The 18,163-nt window shown below is 66.4% G+C and carries 15 protein-coding genes; 9 read left to right on the top strand and 6 right to left on the bottom strand.

From position 1 onward, the window contains the following. Nucleotides 1-24: 24 nt before the first annotated feature. The 3 genes from queF to MNO14_RS00785 all read left to right on the top strand — a co-directional run bounded on the left by queF (nucleotide 25) and on the right by MNO14_RS00785 (nucleotide 1,708). Entirely contained in the window at nucleotides 25-855 is an 831-nt protein-coding gene (gene queF, locus MNO14_RS00795; RefSeq protein ID WP_241944923.1) for an NADPH-dependent 7-cyano-7-deazaguanine reductase QueF, read from the top strand. Between the two features lie 73 nt (nucleotides 856-928). Beyond that, the gene (locus MNO14_RS00790; RefSeq protein ID WP_241944922.1) at nucleotides 929-1,201 is read left to right on the top strand and encodes a LysM peptidoglycan-binding domain-containing protein; all 273 of its coding nucleotides are present in this window, start codon (nucleotides 929-931) and stop codon (nucleotides 1,199-1,201) included. Between the two features lie 36 nt (nucleotides 1,202-1,237). Beyond that, nucleotides 1,238-1,708, top strand: coding sequence for a DUF3244 domain-containing protein (locus MNO14_RS00785; protein WP_241944921.1), 471 nt, complete (start codon nucleotides 1,238-1,240; stop codon nucleotides 1,706-1,708). A gap of 268 nt (nucleotides 1,709-1,976) precedes the next feature. On the opposite strand, the gene MNO14_RS00780 is transcribed toward MNO14_RS00785, so the two are convergent. The 4 genes from MNO14_RS00780 to MNO14_RS00765 form a co-directional block, all read right to left on the bottom strand. Then, nucleotides 1,977-2,423, bottom strand: coding sequence for an HIT family protein (locus tag MNO14_RS00780; protein WP_241944920.1), 447 nt, complete (start codon nucleotides 2,421-2,423; stop codon nucleotides 1,977-1,979). Nucleotides 2,424-2,534: 111 nt separating this feature from the next. Beyond that, a complete protein-coding gene (locus MNO14_RS00775) occupies nucleotides 2,535-3,848 on the bottom strand; it encodes an acetamidase/formamidase family protein (RefSeq protein WP_241944919.1) in 1,314 nt (437 codons plus the stop codon). Between the two features lie 265 nt (nucleotides 3,849-4,113). Then, nucleotides 4,114-4,818, bottom strand: a complete 705-nt coding sequence (locus MNO14_RS00770) for an aspartate/glutamate racemase family protein (RefSeq protein WP_241944918.1) — start codon at nucleotides 4,816-4,818, stop codon at nucleotides 4,114-4,116. Nucleotides 4,819-5,175: 357 nt separating this feature from the next. Continuing rightward, on the bottom strand, nucleotides 5,176-8,952 hold the full coding sequence (locus tag MNO14_RS00765; RefSeq protein ID WP_241944917.1) for a hypothetical protein: 3,777 nt from the start codon (nucleotides 8,950-8,952) through the stop codon (nucleotides 5,176-5,178). A 732-nt stretch (nucleotides 8,953-9,684) separates the two neighbouring features. Here MNO14_RS00765 and MNO14_RS00760 point away from each other — a divergent pair. From MNO14_RS00760 to MNO14_RS00740, 5 genes are all read left to right on the top strand, one after another. Further along, nucleotides 9,685-10,506 carry a hypothetical protein gene (locus MNO14_RS00760; protein WP_241944916.1) on the top strand — a complete coding sequence of 274 codons (822 nt, stop codon included), beginning with the start codon at nucleotides 9,685-9,687 and terminating at the stop codon, nucleotides 10,504-10,506. 354 nt (nucleotides 10,507-10,860) lie between these two features. Then, a complete protein-coding gene (locus MNO14_RS00755; RefSeq protein WP_241944915.1) occupies nucleotides 10,861-11,553 on the top strand; it encodes a hypothetical protein in 693 nt (230 codons plus the stop codon). 111 nt (nucleotides 11,554-11,664) lie between these two features. Beyond that, complete coding sequence (locus tag MNO14_RS00750) at nucleotides 11,665-11,988, top strand: SymE family type I addiction module toxin (RefSeq protein WP_241944914.1); 324 nt, start codon at nucleotides 11,665-11,667, stop codon at nucleotides 11,986-11,988. Nucleotides 11,989-12,042: 54 nt separating this feature from the next. Further along, on the top strand, nucleotides 12,043-12,276 hold the full coding sequence (locus MNO14_RS00745) for a hypothetical protein (protein WP_241944913.1): 234 nt from the start codon (nucleotides 12,043-12,045) through the stop codon (nucleotides 12,274-12,276). A gap of 230 nt (nucleotides 12,277-12,506) precedes the next feature. Further along, entirely contained in the window at nucleotides 12,507-14,738 is a 2,232-nt protein-coding gene (locus MNO14_RS00740; protein ID WP_241944912.1) for an NADP-dependent isocitrate dehydrogenase, read from the top strand. A 250-nt stretch (nucleotides 14,739-14,988) separates the two neighbouring features. Here the strand turns inward: MNO14_RS00740 and MNO14_RS00735 are convergent, their stop codons facing one another. After that, on the bottom strand, nucleotides 14,989-16,017 hold the full coding sequence (locus tag MNO14_RS00735; RefSeq protein WP_241944911.1) for an NADP-dependent oxidoreductase: 1,029 nt from the start codon (nucleotides 16,015-16,017) through the stop codon (nucleotides 14,989-14,991). Nucleotides 16,018-16,093: 76 nt separating this feature from the next. Next, a complete protein-coding gene (locus MNO14_RS00730) occupies nucleotides 16,094-17,044 on the bottom strand; it encodes an aldo/keto reductase (protein ID WP_241944910.1) in 951 nt (316 codons plus the stop codon). 167 nt (nucleotides 17,045-17,211) lie between these two features. Between MNO14_RS00730 and MNO14_RS00725 the strand changes: the two genes are divergently transcribed. Next, nucleotides 17,212-18,063 carry a methyltransferase gene (locus MNO14_RS00725; protein ID WP_241944909.1) on the top strand — a complete coding sequence of 284 codons (852 nt, stop codon included), beginning with the start codon at nucleotides 17,212-17,214 and terminating at the stop codon, nucleotides 18,061-18,063. Nucleotides 18,064-18,163: the final 100 nt, after the last annotated feature.

Below are 18,163 nucleotides of genomic sequence, written 5' to 3'. Positions count from 1 at the left end.
GGCCCACGGCGGTAGAATCGGCGCATGTCCGATGTCCCCGCCGCGGCCGCGCCGCCCATCCCGCTCGGCCGCGAGGTCGCCTATCCGCGCCACTACGACCCGGGCCTGCTGTTCCCGATCGCGCGCACGCTCGGCCGCCGCGAGATCGGCCTGGACGACGCGCTGCCGTTCGCCGGCCACGACCGCTGGCACGCCTACGAACTGAGCTGGCTCGACGCCCGCGGCAAGCCCGTGGTCGCGACCGCGACCGTGCTCGTGCCGGCCACCTCGCCGCAACTGGTGGAGTCCAAGTCGCTCAAGCTCTACCTCAACTCGCTCAACCACACCCGCTTCGACACCCCCGAAGCGGCGCGCGCGCGCATCGCTGCCGACCTCTCGCACGCTGCGGGCGCCGAGGTCACGGTCGCCTTCGGCCTGCCACCGATGGCCGACGACGCCGCGCAGGGCACGTCAATCGACGCCCTGGACGTCGAGATCGCCCACTACGGCCCGCCCGATGCCGCGCTGCTGCGCGCCGACCCCGGCGAGATCGTCGAAGAACGGCTGACCTCCGCGCTGCTCAAGTCCAACTGCCCGGTCACCGGCCAACCCGACTGGGCCAGCCTGCACATCGCCTACCGCGGCCCACGCATCGCCCGCGACGCGCTGCTGCGCTACCTGGTCTCGTTCCGCGATCACGCCGAGTTCCACGAACAATGCGTGGAGCGGATCTTCGTGGACCTGGTCGCCCGCTGCGCCCCGCTCGCGCTGTCGGTCGAGGCGCGCTACACCCGCCGCGGCGGCCTGGACATCAACCCCTGGCGCGCGACCCCCGGCCTTGCCGCACCGACCATGCTGCGCGACGCCCGCCAGTAGCGCTGGCGCGCGATGGATTCTTAACGCGGCAGATGGGAGGCTGGCGGCGTCCCCGTCCTTGGAGGCTGTCGCGATGTCCCCGTCCAGGCCCCCCGGCCACGATGCCCCTGATTTCTCGCGCGTCACCGGCGGCGTGCGCAGCGCCGCCGACGAGGACGCGCAGGCCGGCGCGCCCGCGCCCGTGCGCACCCATGTCGTGCGCAAGGGCGATACGCTCTCCACCATCGCCGAACAGGTCTACGGCCGCGCCAGCCGCTGGCAGGCGATCTACGCCGCCAACCGCGACGTGCTCGACGACCCCGACCGCATCCAGCCCGGTCAGGTGCTGCAGTTGCCCGCGGACTGAAGCACGGCCCGCGCCCTTCCCGTTACCGGAGTGCCCATGACCCGTCCCGTCGTTCCCGCCGCCATGACCGTCGCGATGCTGAGCACCGTGCTGCTCGCCGCCTGCAACCGCGACGCGCCCGCCCCCGTCGTCCCCGCGCCCCAGGCACCTGCTCCCGAAGCCCCGGCCGCGCCCGAACCGCCGGCGCCCGCGCGCGTGACCAGCGTCGAACTGGGCAATGCTGTCGACGGCGACAACCGCGTCGCCGCACCGGCCTCCGAATTCGCGCCGACCGACACCATCTACGCCTCGGTCGGCGTCGACGGCGAGAGCGCCGCCAAGCTCACCGCGCGCTGGACCTACGGCGAAGGGCAGCTGGTGCGCAACACCGACACCGACATCGTCCCCGGGCCCGATGTCATCGCATTCGACATCCAGCACCCCGACGGCTGGCCGACCGGCACCTACAAACTCGAAGTGCTGCTGGACGGCACCGTGGTGGAGACGCGGGAGTTCGCGGTGCGATAGGCGGACGCGCTGCCGCGATGTAGCGACCGAGCGCCGGGTGAACTGCCCGGCGCTTCTGTGTTGGCGCAAGTCGAAGGCTTTGGGCTTGTTTGCCCTCGCCCGGCCGCATCGCAAACCAGACCAAGCACGCCAAAGTCCTCACTGACATGAGGATCTTTGCCCGACGCCTTGAAGTCCGCGTTCAATCCTCACGATCGTGCGGATGATGCGGCTACTTCACCCCACGCCAGCAGCCAGCCGCGTAAACATCGGAGTCGCGATGTCCCCGTCACGGCAATGCAGCCCGCAGGCGCGCCGCCAGCGCAATGCGCGCCTCGGTCGTGTAGCGGGCTTTCGGCCCTGCGTGCAATCCGTCGTTCGTGTAACGCGGAAAGACATGCAGGTGGTAATGCCACACATCCTGATTGCCGGCCGGACCGTTGTGCTGTCGCGTCGAGATGCCGTCGCATCCGAAGGCGCCGCGCATCGCGGTGGCCAGCCGGCGTGTAGCACGAAACACGTCGACGCCCAGCGCATCTGGCACATCCAGCACGTTCTCGTAGTGCGCCCGCGGAATCACCAGACAGTTGCCCTGGATGCCGGCGTAGTGATGCGTCGGCACGAGTGCGAACACATGTGCGTCCACCAGCACCACCGCCGACGCCTGCGCGGGCGACGGCAGCGTGTTGGCGATGCCGCAGAACGGGCAGTCGTACCCCGGTGGCGCGTGCTTCATGACACCAGACGCTCTCGATCGACGGCCGGCCGATACTGGATGGCGCGCTGACGGCCCGTCAACCGAGCGCCCGCCTGTGCCCGCGCGAACGCTGGCGCCGCGTGCAGGTCGCTACCGCCCAGGGGAGCCCCGCCCCTCTTTCGCCAGGCCGGCCAGGCGGGCCTTCTCCAGACTCAGGGCGATGCCTGCGTTCCGGCCAGCCAACGTGACGACGCGCAACTCCGCCGCCGTACCCAACACCATCGACGCCTCGGACACATCGAGCCCATAGTCCTGCGCCAGCCACTGGATCATCGCCGCCGTTGCCGCGCGTACGGCCTCGTCCAGAGACGACGCCTGGCCGACGACACTGAGATGCGTCGCGTCCTCCACCCGAGGCGCGGCCAAGGCGCGGCCCGGCAACACCTCGACGCTGAACTCGACATCGAGCGAAGTCTCCAGGGCCCATTGCGTCGTCTCGCCGTCACCCTGCAAGGCATGGCCATCGCCCAGATACAACAGGGCGCCCGGCTGGTAGACGGGCAAGTAGACCGTCGCGCCTTCGACGATCCGGTTGAAGTCCATGTTGCCGCCCCAGCGCCCCGTGTCGCCGGTGGACGGCGCACCGAATCCGAAATCGGGCGCGACCGCCAAGCCGCCGAGCATCGGCTTCACCGGGACCACGTAGGACCGCAGGCGTTCGGGCGGGTCTTCGAGGCGCGCCGTGCCTGCCTCGCGATCCAGCCGCCAGCGCACCCGTTGGCCGAGCCCGGCCGTCTGCGGGACCATGCCGAGCGAGGTCGCCCGCGGCGTCAGGCCATTCAGGCTGTCGGCGGTGTCGCGATTGAGCCGCAACCGCACGATCCGCACGGCCAGCACGTCACCGGCCTTCGCCCCGGCGACGAAGAACGGGCCGGTGTGCGGATTGCCATACAGCGCCACCACCTTGCCGTCGGCGTCCACGCCGCCCGAATCGACGGTGCGGGTCGCCACCACATCGCCGGGCTGGATCACCAGCACCGGCGCGCGCGACGCATCGAAGGCATTCGCGTAGCCGGTCGGTGCGTACACCCGGCGGGTGGGCGGCCCCGATGGCAGCGTCAGGCGCAACCCGGTGACGGCGTGCCGCACGCGCGGCCCCTGATTACTGGTATCGGGATAATCCGCCCACCCCGTCAGACGGTCCCCCGACACCTCGACCTCGAAGCGATACGCGACCTCGTGGCTGTCGACAGCGGAGACGCTGAGGTGCGTGCCCTGCCTCGCGCCGTTCACGGGCCAGCCGTCCAGGTCGCCGGATACGCCAGAGGCCGACGACTGGAGGGTCAGCAACTTGTGTTCGGCATTGCCCCACCGGTCGATGGAGAGCAGCCAGGTGTCCGGGTGTTGCGCCGCGGCCGGCAACGCCGTCAGAACGAGCAGAAGAGCCCACAGGCAGAGTCGCATCGCCTCACCCTCACACGGTGCGATGCCGGGACGGCGCGCATGCGACACGCTAGAGGCGCCGCCACCGCGGCGGGCAGTGGAATAAGTCATGGCCTGCACCCGACCCCGTTACGGCGGGGCGGTGCTCGACACGGTCAGCCGCCCGGCAAGCGCGGTCGGGTCCAGCGCCGCCGCGATGCGAACAACGGGCGTCCGTACCGAACCCGCCGGCTTTGCCCCTGAAGACGACAGCACATCTGCCGCCGCATCGGGCCGGGCGCCACCGTCACGAGGACGGCGAGAGCGCCCACGTCGCGGCATACACCGCATGCAGCTGCGTCGTATCGAACAACGGCACCTGCGGCACATGCTGCGGTTCGACCAGCAACGAAATCTCAGTGCAGCCCAGAATGATGGCCTGGGCACCCTCGGCCACCAGGCGATCGATGATCGCGAGATACGCCGCGCGCGATACCTCGCGGACGCGGCCCAGGCACAACTCGTCGTAGATCACGCGATGCACCACCTCGCGATCGTCAGGCGCCGGCGTCAGCACCTGCAAGCCGTGCTTGTCCTCCAGCCGCGCGCGATAGAAAGCCTGCTCCATCGTGAAACGCGTGCCCAGCAACCCAACGCGGCGCAGGCCCTGCGCCTGGATCGCCTCGGCGGTGGGGTCGGCAATATGCAACAGCGGAATCTCGACCGCCGACTCGATGTGCCCGGCCACCTTGTGCATGGTGTTGGTGCACAGGACCACGCCCTCCGCGCCCGCCGCCTGCAGCCGCCGCGCCGCGTCCGCCAGCAACGCACCCGCCTCGTCCCACTGCCCCGCGTGCTGCAACCGCTCGACCTCGTGGAAGTCGACACTGAACAACACGATCCGGGCCGAATGCAGACCGCCCAACCGCTGCTTGATGGTCTCGTTGATCGTGCGGTAGTAGGGAATCGTGGATTCCCAGCTCATGCCGCCGAGCAGGCCGATTATTTTCATGGCAGGACTCGATATGTGGCGCGGCGGAGGGCGCCATGTGCGCGTCGATGATAGGGCAGCCGGGGGGGCGCGTTGACCTTCGACTGTGCCATCAGTTGCCCTGCAGCGCGCGCGGGCAGCTGTAGGACCACTGCACTATCATCGCAAGAATCTACTGCACCGTGCAGTTCAGCCATCGGACGACCGGGAAGGTCCGCTATCGGCCCTAAGCAGCCGTTCGGCAGCGGTGTGCCAAAACCGGCCATTCGCGCAGCGCGAAGCGTCGGGCAGAAATGCAAAGGGCGGCGGGTCCGGCCTAAGACTCCGCGAAAGCCGCGATCGTCGTCAGAGCCCCGCTGAGGATGCTCGGATCAGCAGCTATTCGAAACTCTGCTCGCCTTCCCGATCGCGCTTGCTCTCATGTTCGATCCAGCGTTCCAGTTCGGGCAGCATGTCGGTGACCCATTGCCGAACCTCGCCTCCGACATCGTCACCCAGCGTTGTGATAGCTGCGCGACGCCGAACTAGGATATCGGCAAGCGAGCCACTCCAGCCGCGCGGCTGCAGCCGCGACCAGAAATCACCGAGAAACGCCTGCTTGTCTCGCGCGTGGCCCAATATTTTCAGGAAAAGCGTGGAGACACCATTCTCCTCTTCGCCCTGCCGCCGCTTGAACATGGAGATGCTCTTGCCAAGCAGAGGATAGCGCCGATCCGGATCGATATTCGCCCACTGGACAAGGGTCTCGGCGCCAACATCTTCCACCGGCGTGCCAGACCCGAAGTCCCCCGCAAAAAGTCTCCGATTCCTCGGCCGGTGCTCAGCAAGCAGGAATTCGTCGAGAGCGATGAGGGGATGCGTTTCGAAGAGCGCCTTAAAGACATAACCAAGATCGTAGGACGAGAGATAGACGTTCTCCAGCCCGACCCGGACCCGTGCACAGATCTCGCGCAGCGTCGCCGCACCATCAGGTCCGGCGCAGCAGACCCGAATGACGGTATGCAGCCTGAAATCGCGAGGCAACTGTTGCTTCCCGAAGTCGGCGCGCAGCAGCAGCTCACGGCCGACGGCAATCAATGATGGAGCGTGTTGCCGGCCCTCCTCCCGATCGCGGTAGAAGTGCATGTGAAGGATATCGAGCGCGATCTCCACGCCGTCGGCGAGGCTAGCGATGTCGGTGAGCAGCGGGCCAAGCGCGTCGGGTGGAGACTCGCCGACGCTGCCATTGGCGAGGCTGTGAAAAGTCCGCGCCGACAGGACGCCACGATCAATCGCACGCCGAAGCCGCGCAATGCCCTGGGTATCGATAGCAACACGCGCCTGAAGATAGGGCAAGCTCGCGGCGAGATCGGAATTCTCGATCACATCCTCTAGCGCGGCGTCGGCGAAGGCCGAATCCCTGGCGTGTGCGCCATGGATGAACCCGCCCAGCACCGTCGGATTCCGGCTGTCCACATCGGCGGCAGAAAAGAGGCTCAGCAGTTCCCGCCACATCGCATCAAGATCGGCGGCGCCAACCGACAGGCCGATGCCGCACTCGTAGGCGCGCTCCGGATGTTGTTTGACGAGAAGTTCGGCGATGAAGGCAGCACGCGTCTCCGGGTCGTGCGCGAGCGCGGTTCCGATCTCCTTCGCGAGCTGGGAGGCGCGCTCATACGGCTTCATGACATTGCCGTCGTCGACATCAACGTCAGCGACATCCCAACCGAAACTGCTGCGCCCCAGTACCACCGCACGGGCCTTATGGAGGAGATCGGTGGGTTTCAGGCGGTCGATGAGCGCGGTGAGACGCGCACGCACCTCATCAGGCATAGAGTCGCCGTCGAAACGCAGCGCTGTGCGGAAGCAGATCCACCCCTCGATCCAGGGCCGCTCGGAAGAGAAGTGGGTCGCTGCCCGTTCGAGCGCATCGTGACAGGCGCCGAAATGCCAGAGCTCCCTTACGCTATGGGCAAGGTGGTCCCGGGCGTTTTCGATGATTGGCGAAAGCTCGACCGCCAAGTCGATCGCGCCGTTGTACCAGGCCCAGATGTCGCCATAGGTCGGCGGGTGCCAGCCATAGTCGCGTGACCGGGCGCCGAAGTCGAAGTCGCTGGATGAACTGAAATGATGCGCCTTCAGCAGCGCATCGAGGGCGACGCCGGCGCAGCGCATCAAAGCCGGATCACCAGATTGGGCGAACCGGCGCACAAGCGATCGCCGCTGGTCCGGCAAAGCCTTGGCGCCGGACAGATGCAGGTGAAACAGCTCGGCGAACATCTCCGATACCGAGTTGTTGTTGTGATTGGGCGGTTCGGTGGCGAGGAACCGGGCAAGCAATGTCGCCGCGCGGTCGAATAGCGGTGGATCGTAAGCGAGGAGCTTGATCAACCGTATCCACTGCCATCGGTCGCTCGACTGCGGATCGAGTATCTCGGCGCCGCGCGGCCCGGCCACGTCTTGCTCGATCCTTGCGAGCACGGCATCGGGCGCGACCGGAGCGATATTCGAGATGATCTGGAGGCCGTCTTCGCCCAACGCCGTGAGATCGCCAAGAAGACCGTCGGCACCGAGCCAGCGCTCGACCGCGGCCCGTGCCTCGGCGCTGTCGTGCAGATAGCCGAGGCGGCGCGAAAGGGACTTCTGCATCCGCGCCGTGAGCGACGCGCAGAAGCGATCGAAATCGGCAGGGGGCATGCGTTCGAGGGCGAACCCGGCGAGCGGGTTAGCGATCGCGTGCGGCAGGATCGCGCGCCACCGTCCGCGCAGCTGCGCGATCCCGCGCTGACGAAGCGTGTTCAGCGCCGCATACATCGCCGCCACGGAAGCGCCGCGAATAGCAGCAACCCGCGCAAGTTCGCCGCTTTCCGACGTGTCTTCGCCATCGATCGAATAGAGCAGCGCAAGGTCTTCGGCGGCGGAAAGGAGATCCCGGTCGGGCTCGTTGCGCTGGTGAAAAATCCGCTCGAAGAGGTCACGGCTCTTGAGCTCTCCCAAGGTCTCGCCTTTCCGGAGGGTTTCGGCGAGGGCGCGCGCCACGCGGAAATTGCCGTCGCTGAACTCCGATATGGTGCGCCGGTCCACCTGCGTCACATTGGGAAAGGTCTTTTCCAGCCACAGTTCCACCATTTCGGGTGACGCTGATTGCAGGCGAAAGACCTCGGTACGCTCGGGCTCATCGTCGCGAACATCATACTCGACCGTGAGGAGGCTGACCTGGCTCCCCGCTTCCGAACAGATGCGGGCAAGTTCGCTGTGCGTCGCCGGATTGCAGTTATCGACGATCAGGATCGCACGTTGTCGTGCGATAACTAGCTGGCGCGCCATGTCCCGGGCGGTCGGGTCAGTCTCGACCGAATAGTCGGTATAAACGGCAAGCCCCGGGTCCAGCGGCGCCTCGCCGACACCATCCTCGAACAGTGCCTGCACGAGACGAGTCTTTCCGAGACCGGACAAGCCGATCAACCGGATACATTGGCGAGCTTGGGTCAGAGAGACACGAAGCCGGGCGAGACCCTCGCCGATGGTGAGTTGCTCGCGGTCGCTCGTTCGCTCATCAGTTAGGCAAGCCTTGTCATTGAAGAGATAGGGCGTCTCCTCGCTCACGCCGACGCCGCACCAATCGCCGATGCTGCCCCAGCCCGACATACCGATGCCGAGCCGCATGCGGACCCAGGCAACAATCCCGGGATAGTGATTGACCCATGTAGCCAGCCGGTCGCGATCGTAGAAGTCGCTATGCAACTGCCCGGCCTCAGGCAGGTCGTCGAGCTGCGCCCGGATCGCATCGCGACGATCGCTCAGCGGCTTGTCTGCGACCGACCCTTGAGCGCTGACGATGATGTAGGCGCCCGAGCGAGCGGCGAGTTCGGCGATGACCGGCCGTAGTACGCCGCTAGGACGCATCTCATCGCGGATTGCGCTCGCCGGCATGTCGGGCTTCTTTACCTGAAACCCTGTGTGCTGGCGCGGCACGAAATCCGGCATCAGCAGTGCGGACGGGCACTCGACCCGAACATCAAGCCCGCCATCCGCCGCGTCCTGATTGCCGCCAGCGGTCACCGACGAACTGGGGCAACCCTGAGCCCGCAATTCTGCCAAAGCGAGACGTGCGACGAGTGTCCGCAGATCGGCGTCATTGAGGTCGGCGACTTGCGCGCCAGTAATTTCGAACATCGTTCTTCCCCCCTTTCGTCAAGTATAGGAGAGCATGCGGGAGAATAAAGAGCGGTCACACGATAGTTGGTCCGCCACGGGCGCGACGAAACTGCCAGTTCTTCCATCGCCACGCACGATGCCTGCGACTGGCTTGCTGAGCTGGCGCTCCAGCGCCGGTGGCCACGGCACGAGCGCGAACTCGCGCGATCCGGCGGAGAGACTGTTGGGTCGCCATCTGCGCGACTTCTTCTAGTGCGTAGCACCTTAATCGTCTCGAGATGCTTTAGCGCCGCGTTATCCAGCCCTTTCGTGAAGAAAAAGCGTTTTCCTTTCACGTCGCAAAAGAACTTCTTGAACCGATTGACGGTGACGTCGGCGTCGGCGCCGCCGGTGATGCTGCCTATGCTATTTCCTCGAGAATGATCGGCGGCCTTGAAAGGTCCAGCCTGAACGAATGCCCATTCAGCACGATTTGCGGCTCAGAAGCAGCCAGTGTGGTTCCAGCCCAGTTTTTGCCTTTTTCCGTAGGTCGCCTTGGTGATAGCCGAATGTCAGCTATTGGCCGAAAGAAGTCGTGGGCACGACATGGCGGCATCCGACCCATAGCCGCCATTGGTGTGAGCGCCGAACCTCGCCAGGCCCGGCTATACGTTGCCTTGTTCGTCGGGCCCAGCCGCCCTAAGATCGAGTGGTATCAAGGGGGAAAGCCCGACGCACGAGGCTTTGTGCATAAGTCGTATAACCAGACCCATGGCTCCGTCAACTTGGAAGTTAGAGGTGATACTCAACATCATGGCATTCCGAAGAATACCGCGAAAATTTCCTGCTATCCGAAGGCAAAAAACCACAGCCGATCCCCCGTTGAACCCGTTGGACGTCTGGCTCGTAAGAGCCAGCCACGTCGCTCAGTTCGGTCTATTCATTATCACGGCAGGAACAATTTACTTTACTGTGATACCTCTTTATCAAAAGGCATTACTGGACGAGCAAATTGCCCGTAGAGAGATTGAGCTCAATCGGATACAAGACGAACTCGATGTGGCGTACAAGAAGATCCGAGCATCTTCAGTTAGCACTTACATTTTTCGCGTCGGAGCAGAATGCTCTGGGGCACTTCTACCCGTTGATCAAACTGGCGATGATTCAGGAGGAAAGGTTGATTTTGCAAAGAGGGTGCTGTCTATATCTCCCGAGGAGTGTTTAAGGAGGGAGATGGAAATGGCTGCATTAAAGGAGCTGAGAGCGGGTGATATGAGCTTCTTTCAAGCGGAGGTTTCTCGTGTTGGCGCTAGGCTCGAGGCACTTCGAAAGGAGGCTTTGGATGAGTATTCTGGGGCGGGACAGAGGGCTAGAAATAGACCTCCTGGTATGCCAAGAGGGCCAGCGGCCAGAGCAATGGCCGAGCACCTCCTAACGGGCCAACCAGAGGATTTTCGGAGAAATGTTCTCGTTCAAATCGCCGTAGATGAGGAGCGTAGTGCGGCTGGATCAGCCTACGGTGAGAAATTCAGAGAAGAATTATCAAATCTTCGAAACATTAATTGGCCGGCCAGCAAGGTCAGTGACCTCTAACAATTCAGTCAAGCCGATGCCCCTTCGCGGCGCTGCTTAACTCAAGCGTCTAAGTGGCCGCTTCTGGCCGAAAAGCAGACGGGTCACTTGACAACCACGCAGCCCCCTCGCACACTCGACCACGGAGCCTAGAAACTCCTCACGTAGCGGTACCCACCTCCGACAAACCGGTGGGTTTTTTGTGCCCGAGATCCTTTCGAGCACAACCGACGCGTTGCCTGCGTCGGGAGGGCGGCTAATACAACACCCTTCGGGGAAATACGCCCGCCGTCTACGTGCGGTTTCTAGCCTCCCGACTTCCCGTCGCCGATTCCGGCTGGCGGGTCACTTCGATGGACTGAAGGAGGCAACATCATGTCGAACCACGACACGCACGACACCGAGCGGGCTGGCTACTTCCTGCCGGAAGACGACCGCAAGCGGCTGACGAAACTGCGCGACCACATGGAGTTTCTGTCGCGTCTGGCGCAGCCGCGCACGTACGATGAGGAACAGGACCACCCGCCCGAGGTCAGCCACGGCGACTTGGCGACGTGCCTGGCCATGTTGGCCGAGCAGGCTGAACTGGTACTGGAGGCCATGGCGTGGCGACCGCGACCAGACGCGCCGTCCAAGCCGCGTGCCGCAACGGCGACCGACGAACGCACAGCGCCATCGGACGCGCCTGCGGAAGACCCCGAGGCCAATCCGTATGCGACGCCATACGCCACAAGGGAGTCGCCCGCACGTGCATCCGATGTGCCGGAGCCGTACGTCTTCGGCGTCACCATCGATCAGGCAGACGCACTCGACCGGTTGGTGCAGACGCTGATGGCACATGGCGACGTGCTGGCATCGGGCCACGAAGACGATCTGGCCGATGCCACGGTGCCGACGCTGGGTCTGGCGATCTCGGAGGGCGCCGATGCCGTCCGGGACATCCTGGAGCAGGTGCAGGATCAATTGATCGAGCGCAGCGCCAAGCCGCGTAGCGGCGTGCGCGAGGACCGGCCGGCGTATGGCGTCGCATCGCCTGCGCGTGTGTCGGAACAGCTCGCGCTGCACTGATCGGCTGACGGATCGGGTTCGCCGCTGGTCGTGCCTTACAGCGGCGGGCCCGCTCCCGTTGTCGCTGCCATTCGCGCTTTCGCGAGCGCACGTTCGTCATGGAGGATTCTCATGTATTGCCAAACCGACAGCCTCGACATTTCCGTCATCGGGTCCCGAGCCGACGCGCCCTCATCACCGACCGATGCGGGCACCCCACGGCATATCGGTCACGACCACCCCGCCAAGGCCCGCCGCCCGCGCCGGCCACGGCGTTGCACGGTGGGCTATCACCACTACGCAGTGCGCGATCGCTACAAGGGCGACGACGAGGTGCCCTACCTGCGCTTGAGCGGGCTCTGGCTTGACGCGCTGGGCTTCAACGTCGGTACGCGTTTGCGGATCACTGCCGGCAAGGGCGTATTGATGCTCACCGTCGATGGCGCGGAGACCTGACATGCGCCATCACCGCACGATCCATAACATCAGCCTCGGTTTGGAGACGATCGCTTGGACAGCTTGACGCTCCATGACCTGGACGACGACATGCTCGCGCGCCTGCGCATCCTGGCAACGCAACACGGCCATTCGATGGAAGATGAGGCCCGGCGCATCTTGATTGATGCGCTGTGCCCCGACACGGCGTCAGCCCCAAGGCCCAGCGTTGGCGGGGATTCCGGGGCGTCACCCGAAGCATCGGGTGATGCCAGGCTCAAGCCGCCCGCCTTCAGCACTGATGCGTGATCGCGAGACAGTGGCAAGCCAAAACCCATCCTGTCCCGTATGTTCCCACGCACCCCGTCGCCTTTCGCGCCCCCGGCAAACACGCGACAATGCGGGGCGCTGCGTCGTTCGCGACGCGCGTGCCATGGCCTTGTCCCCTTGCGGATGCAGCGCCACGGGGCAGCCGCAGGCTGCGCCGGGTGGCCATGGTGCGTTTTCTCCCCGACGACTTCCGACGAGACACGCCCGACATGGTCGATACCCCCAAGATCCTCTACACGCTCACCGATGAAGCCCCGTTCCTGGCCACGCAGTCGCTGCTGCCCATCGTCGAGGCGTTCACGCGCACGGCGGGCATCGCGGTCGAGACCCGCGACATTTCGCTGGCCGGGCGCATCCTGGCGCAGTTTCCCGAGCGGCTGACCGAGGCGCAGAAGATCGGCGATCACCTGGCCGAGCTCGGCGCGCTGGCCACCACGCCCGAGGCCAACATCATCAAGCTGCCGAACATCAGCGCCTCGGTGCCGCAGCTCAAGGCGGCGATCGCCGAGCTGCAGGCGCAGGGCTTCGATCTGCCGGCCTACCCCGATACGCCCAAGGACGACGCCGAGCGCGACGCCAAGGCGCGCTACGACCGGGTCAAGGGCAGTGCGGTCAATCCGGTGCTGCGCGAGGGCAACTCCGATCGCCGCGCGCCGGCGTCGGTGAAGGCCTACGCGCGCAAGCATCCGCACCGCATGGGCAAGTGGTCGTCGGATTCCAAGACGCACGTTGCGCACATGGACGACGGTGATTTCTATGGCAGCGAGCGTTCGGCGACGATCGACAAGGCCGGCGCGCTGACGATCGAACTGGTCGGCGCCGACGGTGCGGTCACCGCGCTGCGCGATCCGGTGAAGGTGCAGGCCGGCGAGATCGTTGATGCGGCGGTGATGTCGCGCAAGGCATTGGCGACGTTCGTCTCGGCGCAGATCGCCGATGCCAAGGCGCAGGGGGTGCTGTTCTCTCTGCACCTCAAGGCGACGATGATGAAGGTCTCCGACCCGATCATGTTCGGTGTGGTCGTGGGCGAGTTCTACCGCGACGTGCTGGCCAAGCATGCCGATGCGCTGGCCAAGGTGGGCTTCGATCCGAACAACGGTATCGGTGACCTGTACGCACGCATCCAGTCGCTGCCGCAGGATCAGCAGGATGCGATCCGCGCCGACATCGATGCGCTGTATGCGCAGCGCCCGGCGCTGGCGATGGTCAACTCCGACAAGGGCATCACCAATCTGCACGTGCCCAGCGACGTGATCGTCGATGCGTCGATGCCGGCGATGATCCGCGACTCGGGCGGCATGTGGAACGCGCAAGGCAAGCTGCAGGATGCCAAGGCGGTGATTCCGGATCGTTGCTATGCCGGCGTCTACCAGGCGGTGATCGAGGACTGCCGCGCGCATGGCGCGTTCGATCCGGCGACGATGGGCTCGGTGCCCAACGTCGGTCTGATGGCGCAGAAGGCCGAGGAATACGGTTCGCACGACAAGACGTTCCAGATTCCGGCCGACGGCACGGTGCGGGTGACGGATGCCGACGGCAATGTGGTGTTCGAGCACGCGGTCGAGAGCGGCGACATCTGGCGCATGTGTCAGACCAAGGACGCGCCGATCCAGGATTGGGTGAAGCTGGCGGTGAGCCGTGCGCGCCTGTCGGCCACGCCCGCGGTGTTCTGGCTCGACCGCGCGCGTGCGCACGATGCGCAGGTGATCGCCAAGGTCGAGACCTATCTCAAGGATCACGACACCAACGGCCTGGACATCCGCATCCTGCCGCCGGTCGAGGCGACCGCGTTCTCGCTGGCACGCATCCGCAAGGGCGAGGACACCATCTCGGTGACCGGCAACGTGTTGCGCGACTATCTGACCGACCTGTTCCCGATCATGGAGCTGGGCACCAGCGCGAAGATGCTGTCGATCGTGCCGCTGATGGCGGGCGGCGGGCTGTTCGAGACCGGTGCCGGCGGTTCGGCGCCCAAGCACGTGCAGCAGTTCGTCGAAGAGAACTACCTGCGTTGGGATTCGCTGGGTGAGTTCCTCGCCCTGGCGGCTTCGCTCGAGCACCTGGGCCAGACGCGCGATAACGCCAAGGCCAAGGTACTGGCGGCGACGCTGGATACGGCCAATGGCCGCATCCTCGACGAGAACCGCTCGCCGGCGCGCAAGGTGGGTGAGCTCGACAACCGCGGCAGCCATTTCTACCTGGCGCTGTACTGGGCGCAGGCCCTAGCGGCGCAGAACGACGATGCCGCGCTGAAGGCGACGTTTGCACCGCTCGCCAAGGCGCTGTCGGACAACGAGGCGGCCATCGTCGCCGAGCTCAACGGCGCGCAGGGCACGCCGGTGGAGATCGGTGGCTACTACCACCCCGATCTGGCGAAGATCGCCAAGGCGATGCGCCCCAGCGCGACCTTCAACGACGCGCTGGCGACGTTGCAGGGCTGATCGGCACGTTGGTTGGACTGCGGTAACCCCCGCCTCTCGCCCCCTCCCTCGTTTACGGGGGAGGGTTGGGATGGGGGCCGCTTTCGGTCGCAGAAAACCCAGGACATCGCGTCCTGGGTTTTTCTTTTTAGGAACAAGCATCAGCGCGAGCGTTTGCCCCCTCCCCGGCCCTCCACCCGTGAAGGGCGCAATGCCCCGCAAGCGGGAGCGCAGACGGTGGTGTGCAGAGACCGCGTAAGACGCGACGCTATCAGTCGTCAGTGAGCTTCACCACCAGCTTGCCGAAGTTGCGGCCTTCGAGCATGCCGATGAAAGCCTCGGGCGCATTTTCCAGGCCTTCGACCACGTCCTCGCGCCAGCGGATGCGGCCGTCACGCAGCCAGGCGCCCATTTCGCGCAGGAACTCGGGATAGAGCGCGATGAAGTCGCGCTGGATGAAGCCGCGCACGGTCAGGTGCCGCGAGAGGATCAGGCTCATCAGCTGCGGCAGGCGGTCGGGGCCGGGGGGCAGCGCGCGGTCGTTGTAGTGGGCGACGAGGCCGCACACGGGCACGCGCGCGAAGTCGTTGAGCAGTGGCAGCACGGCGTCGAGCACTTTGCCGCCGACGTTCTCGAAGTACACGTCGATGCCGTCCGGGCACGCGGCCTGGAGCTGCGCGGCGAAGTCGTCGGCGCGGTGGTCGAGGGCGACGTCGAAGCCAAGGTCGTCGCGCACATGCGCGACCTTGTCCGGGCCGCCGGCGATGCCGACCACGCGGGCGCCCTGGAGCTTGGCGATCTGCCCGACGGTCGCACCGACCGGGCCGCTGGCCGCGGCCACGACCACGGTCTCGCCATGCGCGGGCTTGCCGATCTCGCGCAGCCCGGCGTAGGCAGTGAAGCCGGGCATGCCATAGACGCCCAGCGCCAGCGACGGCGCCGGCCCGTCGGGGTCGATCTTGCGGCGCAGCCCTTCACCGTCGACCACGGCATGGGTCTGCCAGCCGGCGTGCGCGAGCACCAGGTCGCCGGGCGACCAGGCTGGGTGCAGCGACTCGACCACTTCCGAGACGGTGCCGCCGTCCATCACCTCGCCGACCTCGATCGGGGCGATATAGGAGCGGCCGGCATTCATGCGGCCGCGCATGTAGGGGTCGAGCGAGAGCCAGCGGTTGCGCAGCAGCACCTGGCCGTTGCGCGGCGCTGGTAGCGGGGCCTGTTCGATGCGGAAGTTGGCAGCGGTCGGCGCGCCGGTGGGGCGTGCGGCCAGGACGATGCGGGTGGTGGTGGCGGGCTTCATCGGCGCGGACCTCGGGCGGGAACCTCGGTGTCATACCGCATCGGGGCGTTGCGCCCCGTGGAGGCGGCGTGGCAGCTCAACCGGCGCTGGCGCCGTCGAGGGCGGCGATGTCGGTCTTGGACAGCAGCAGCGTGCGCGCGGCGGCCAGTTCGCGCAGTTGCGCGAGACTGGTGGCGCTGACGATCGGCGCGGTGATGCCGGGGCGCGCGATCAGCCAGGCCAGCGCGACCTGGGCGACGGTCGCCGCATGGCGGCAGGCGACATCGTCGAGCGCGCCCAGGATGCGCTTGCCGCGCGGGTTGAGGTACTGCTTGACCACCTGGGCACCGCGCGCGCTGGACTTGGCGGCGTCGGCCTCGCTGCGGTACTTGCCGCTGAGGAAGCCGCTGGCCAGTGCGTAGTAGCCAATCACCCCCAGGCCGTGCGCGCGCACCAGGGGCTCGAGCTCGCGCTCATAGCCGGCGCGATCGACCAGGTTGTACGGCGGCTGCAGCGTCTCGTAGCGCGGCAGCCCGTGCCGACGTGACACCTCCAGCGCTTCGGCCAGGCGCGGGGCGGTGTAGTTGGAGGCGCCGATCGCGCGCACCTTGCCCTGTTCGATCAGCCGCGAGAACGCGCCGAGCGTGTCTTCCAGCGGCACCGAGGGGTCGTCCTCGTGCGCCTGGTAGAGGTCGATCACATCGGTGCCGAGCCGGCGCAGCGAGTCGTCGCACGCGGCCTGGATGTTGGCCGGCGACAGGCCGGGACGCTGCGACCACTTGGCGACCTTGGTGGCGATGGTCACCGCCTGGCGCTTGCCGCTGCGCTGCAGCCACTTGCCGATCAGCGTTTCCGATTCGCCGCCGGTGTTGCCCTCGGCCCAGGCCGAGTAGACATCGGCGGTGTCGATGAGGTCGATGCCCAGCGCGACGCATTCATCGAGCAAGGCGTACGAGGTCGCCTCGTCCGCACTCCAGCCGAACACGTTGCCGCCGAACGCCAGCGGCGAGATGCGCAGTCCCGAGTGTCCGAGTTCGCGTTCGGGCATGGTCGAAGATCCGTCGAGAAGAGATGCGGCCAGCATAGGCAGCGCGCGGCGACGTGCGCGTCCCCGCCTCGCAAAGCAGTGTTCCGGTCACGCGTGTACGGACTGTCCGGCCCGCAACGGCGCGGCTTGTGGCACGCTGGCGGCCTCTGTCCACCGGAGTTTCGCCCATGCAACGCAGCTTGTCGTTGTGCGCCGCCGCCCTGCTCGCGCTGACCGCCTGCAGCGGTCCGCAGACCCGGGCCGATACTTCGGCCGCCCTCGATGCCACCCACGTGGCGCGCCTGGACGCGGCGATCGCCGGCGACTGGCGCACGCCCGAGAACGCCGCGCGCGACGGCGCCCGCCACCCGCGCGAGACGCTGCAGTTCTTCGGCGTGCGTCCGGGCCAGACGGTGATTGAGATCACGCCCGGCAGCGGCGCCTGGTACAGCGAGATCCTGGCGCCGTACCTGCGCGGCAGCGGGCGCTATGTCGCCGCGATGGTCGACCCGGCGGCAGTGCCCGCCGGTCGTGGGCGCGACTACCAGCAGGCGCAACACGACGGCCTGCAGGCGCGGTTCGCGCGCGATCCGGCGCAGTTCGACCAGGCGCAGATCGTGACCTACGATCCGGCGGCGCCACGGCTGGGGCCGGCCGGCTCGGCCGACGTCGTGCTGACATTTCGCAATGTCCACAACTGGCGCAGCAGCGGCCAGGCCGAGGGCATGTTCAAGGCGTTCTTCGAGGTCTTGCGTTCGGGCGGTGTGCTGGGCGTGGTCGAGCATCGCGCGGCCGGCGACGTGCCCGCTGACGATCGCAGCGGCTACGTCGGCCAGGCCCAGGTCATCGCGCTGGCGCAGGCGGCCGGCTTCCGGGTCGACGGCAGCAGCGAGATCAACGCCAACCCGCGCGACACCCGCGATCACCCCAACGGCGTGTGGACCCTGCCGCCGACCAGCCGCCACGAGCCGGGCGATGCCGCCCGCTATGCCGCCATCGGCGAAAGCGACCGGATGACGTTGCGGTTCGTGAAGCCCTGACCGACCAGGATTGGGGGGCCGGCGTTCGGCGTTAAGGATGCGCCACCGCGCGTCCCGCCGTGCGCGTGCTGCCGAAGCGTCCCCCGCCTGCGTTCCAACC

This window comes from Luteimonas sp. S4-F44 (assembly GCF_022637415.1).
Taxonomy (GTDB): Bacteria; Pseudomonadota; Gammaproteobacteria; order Xanthomonadales; family Xanthomonadaceae; genus Luteimonas.
This window is presented reverse-complemented; position numbering and strand designations above follow the sequence as displayed.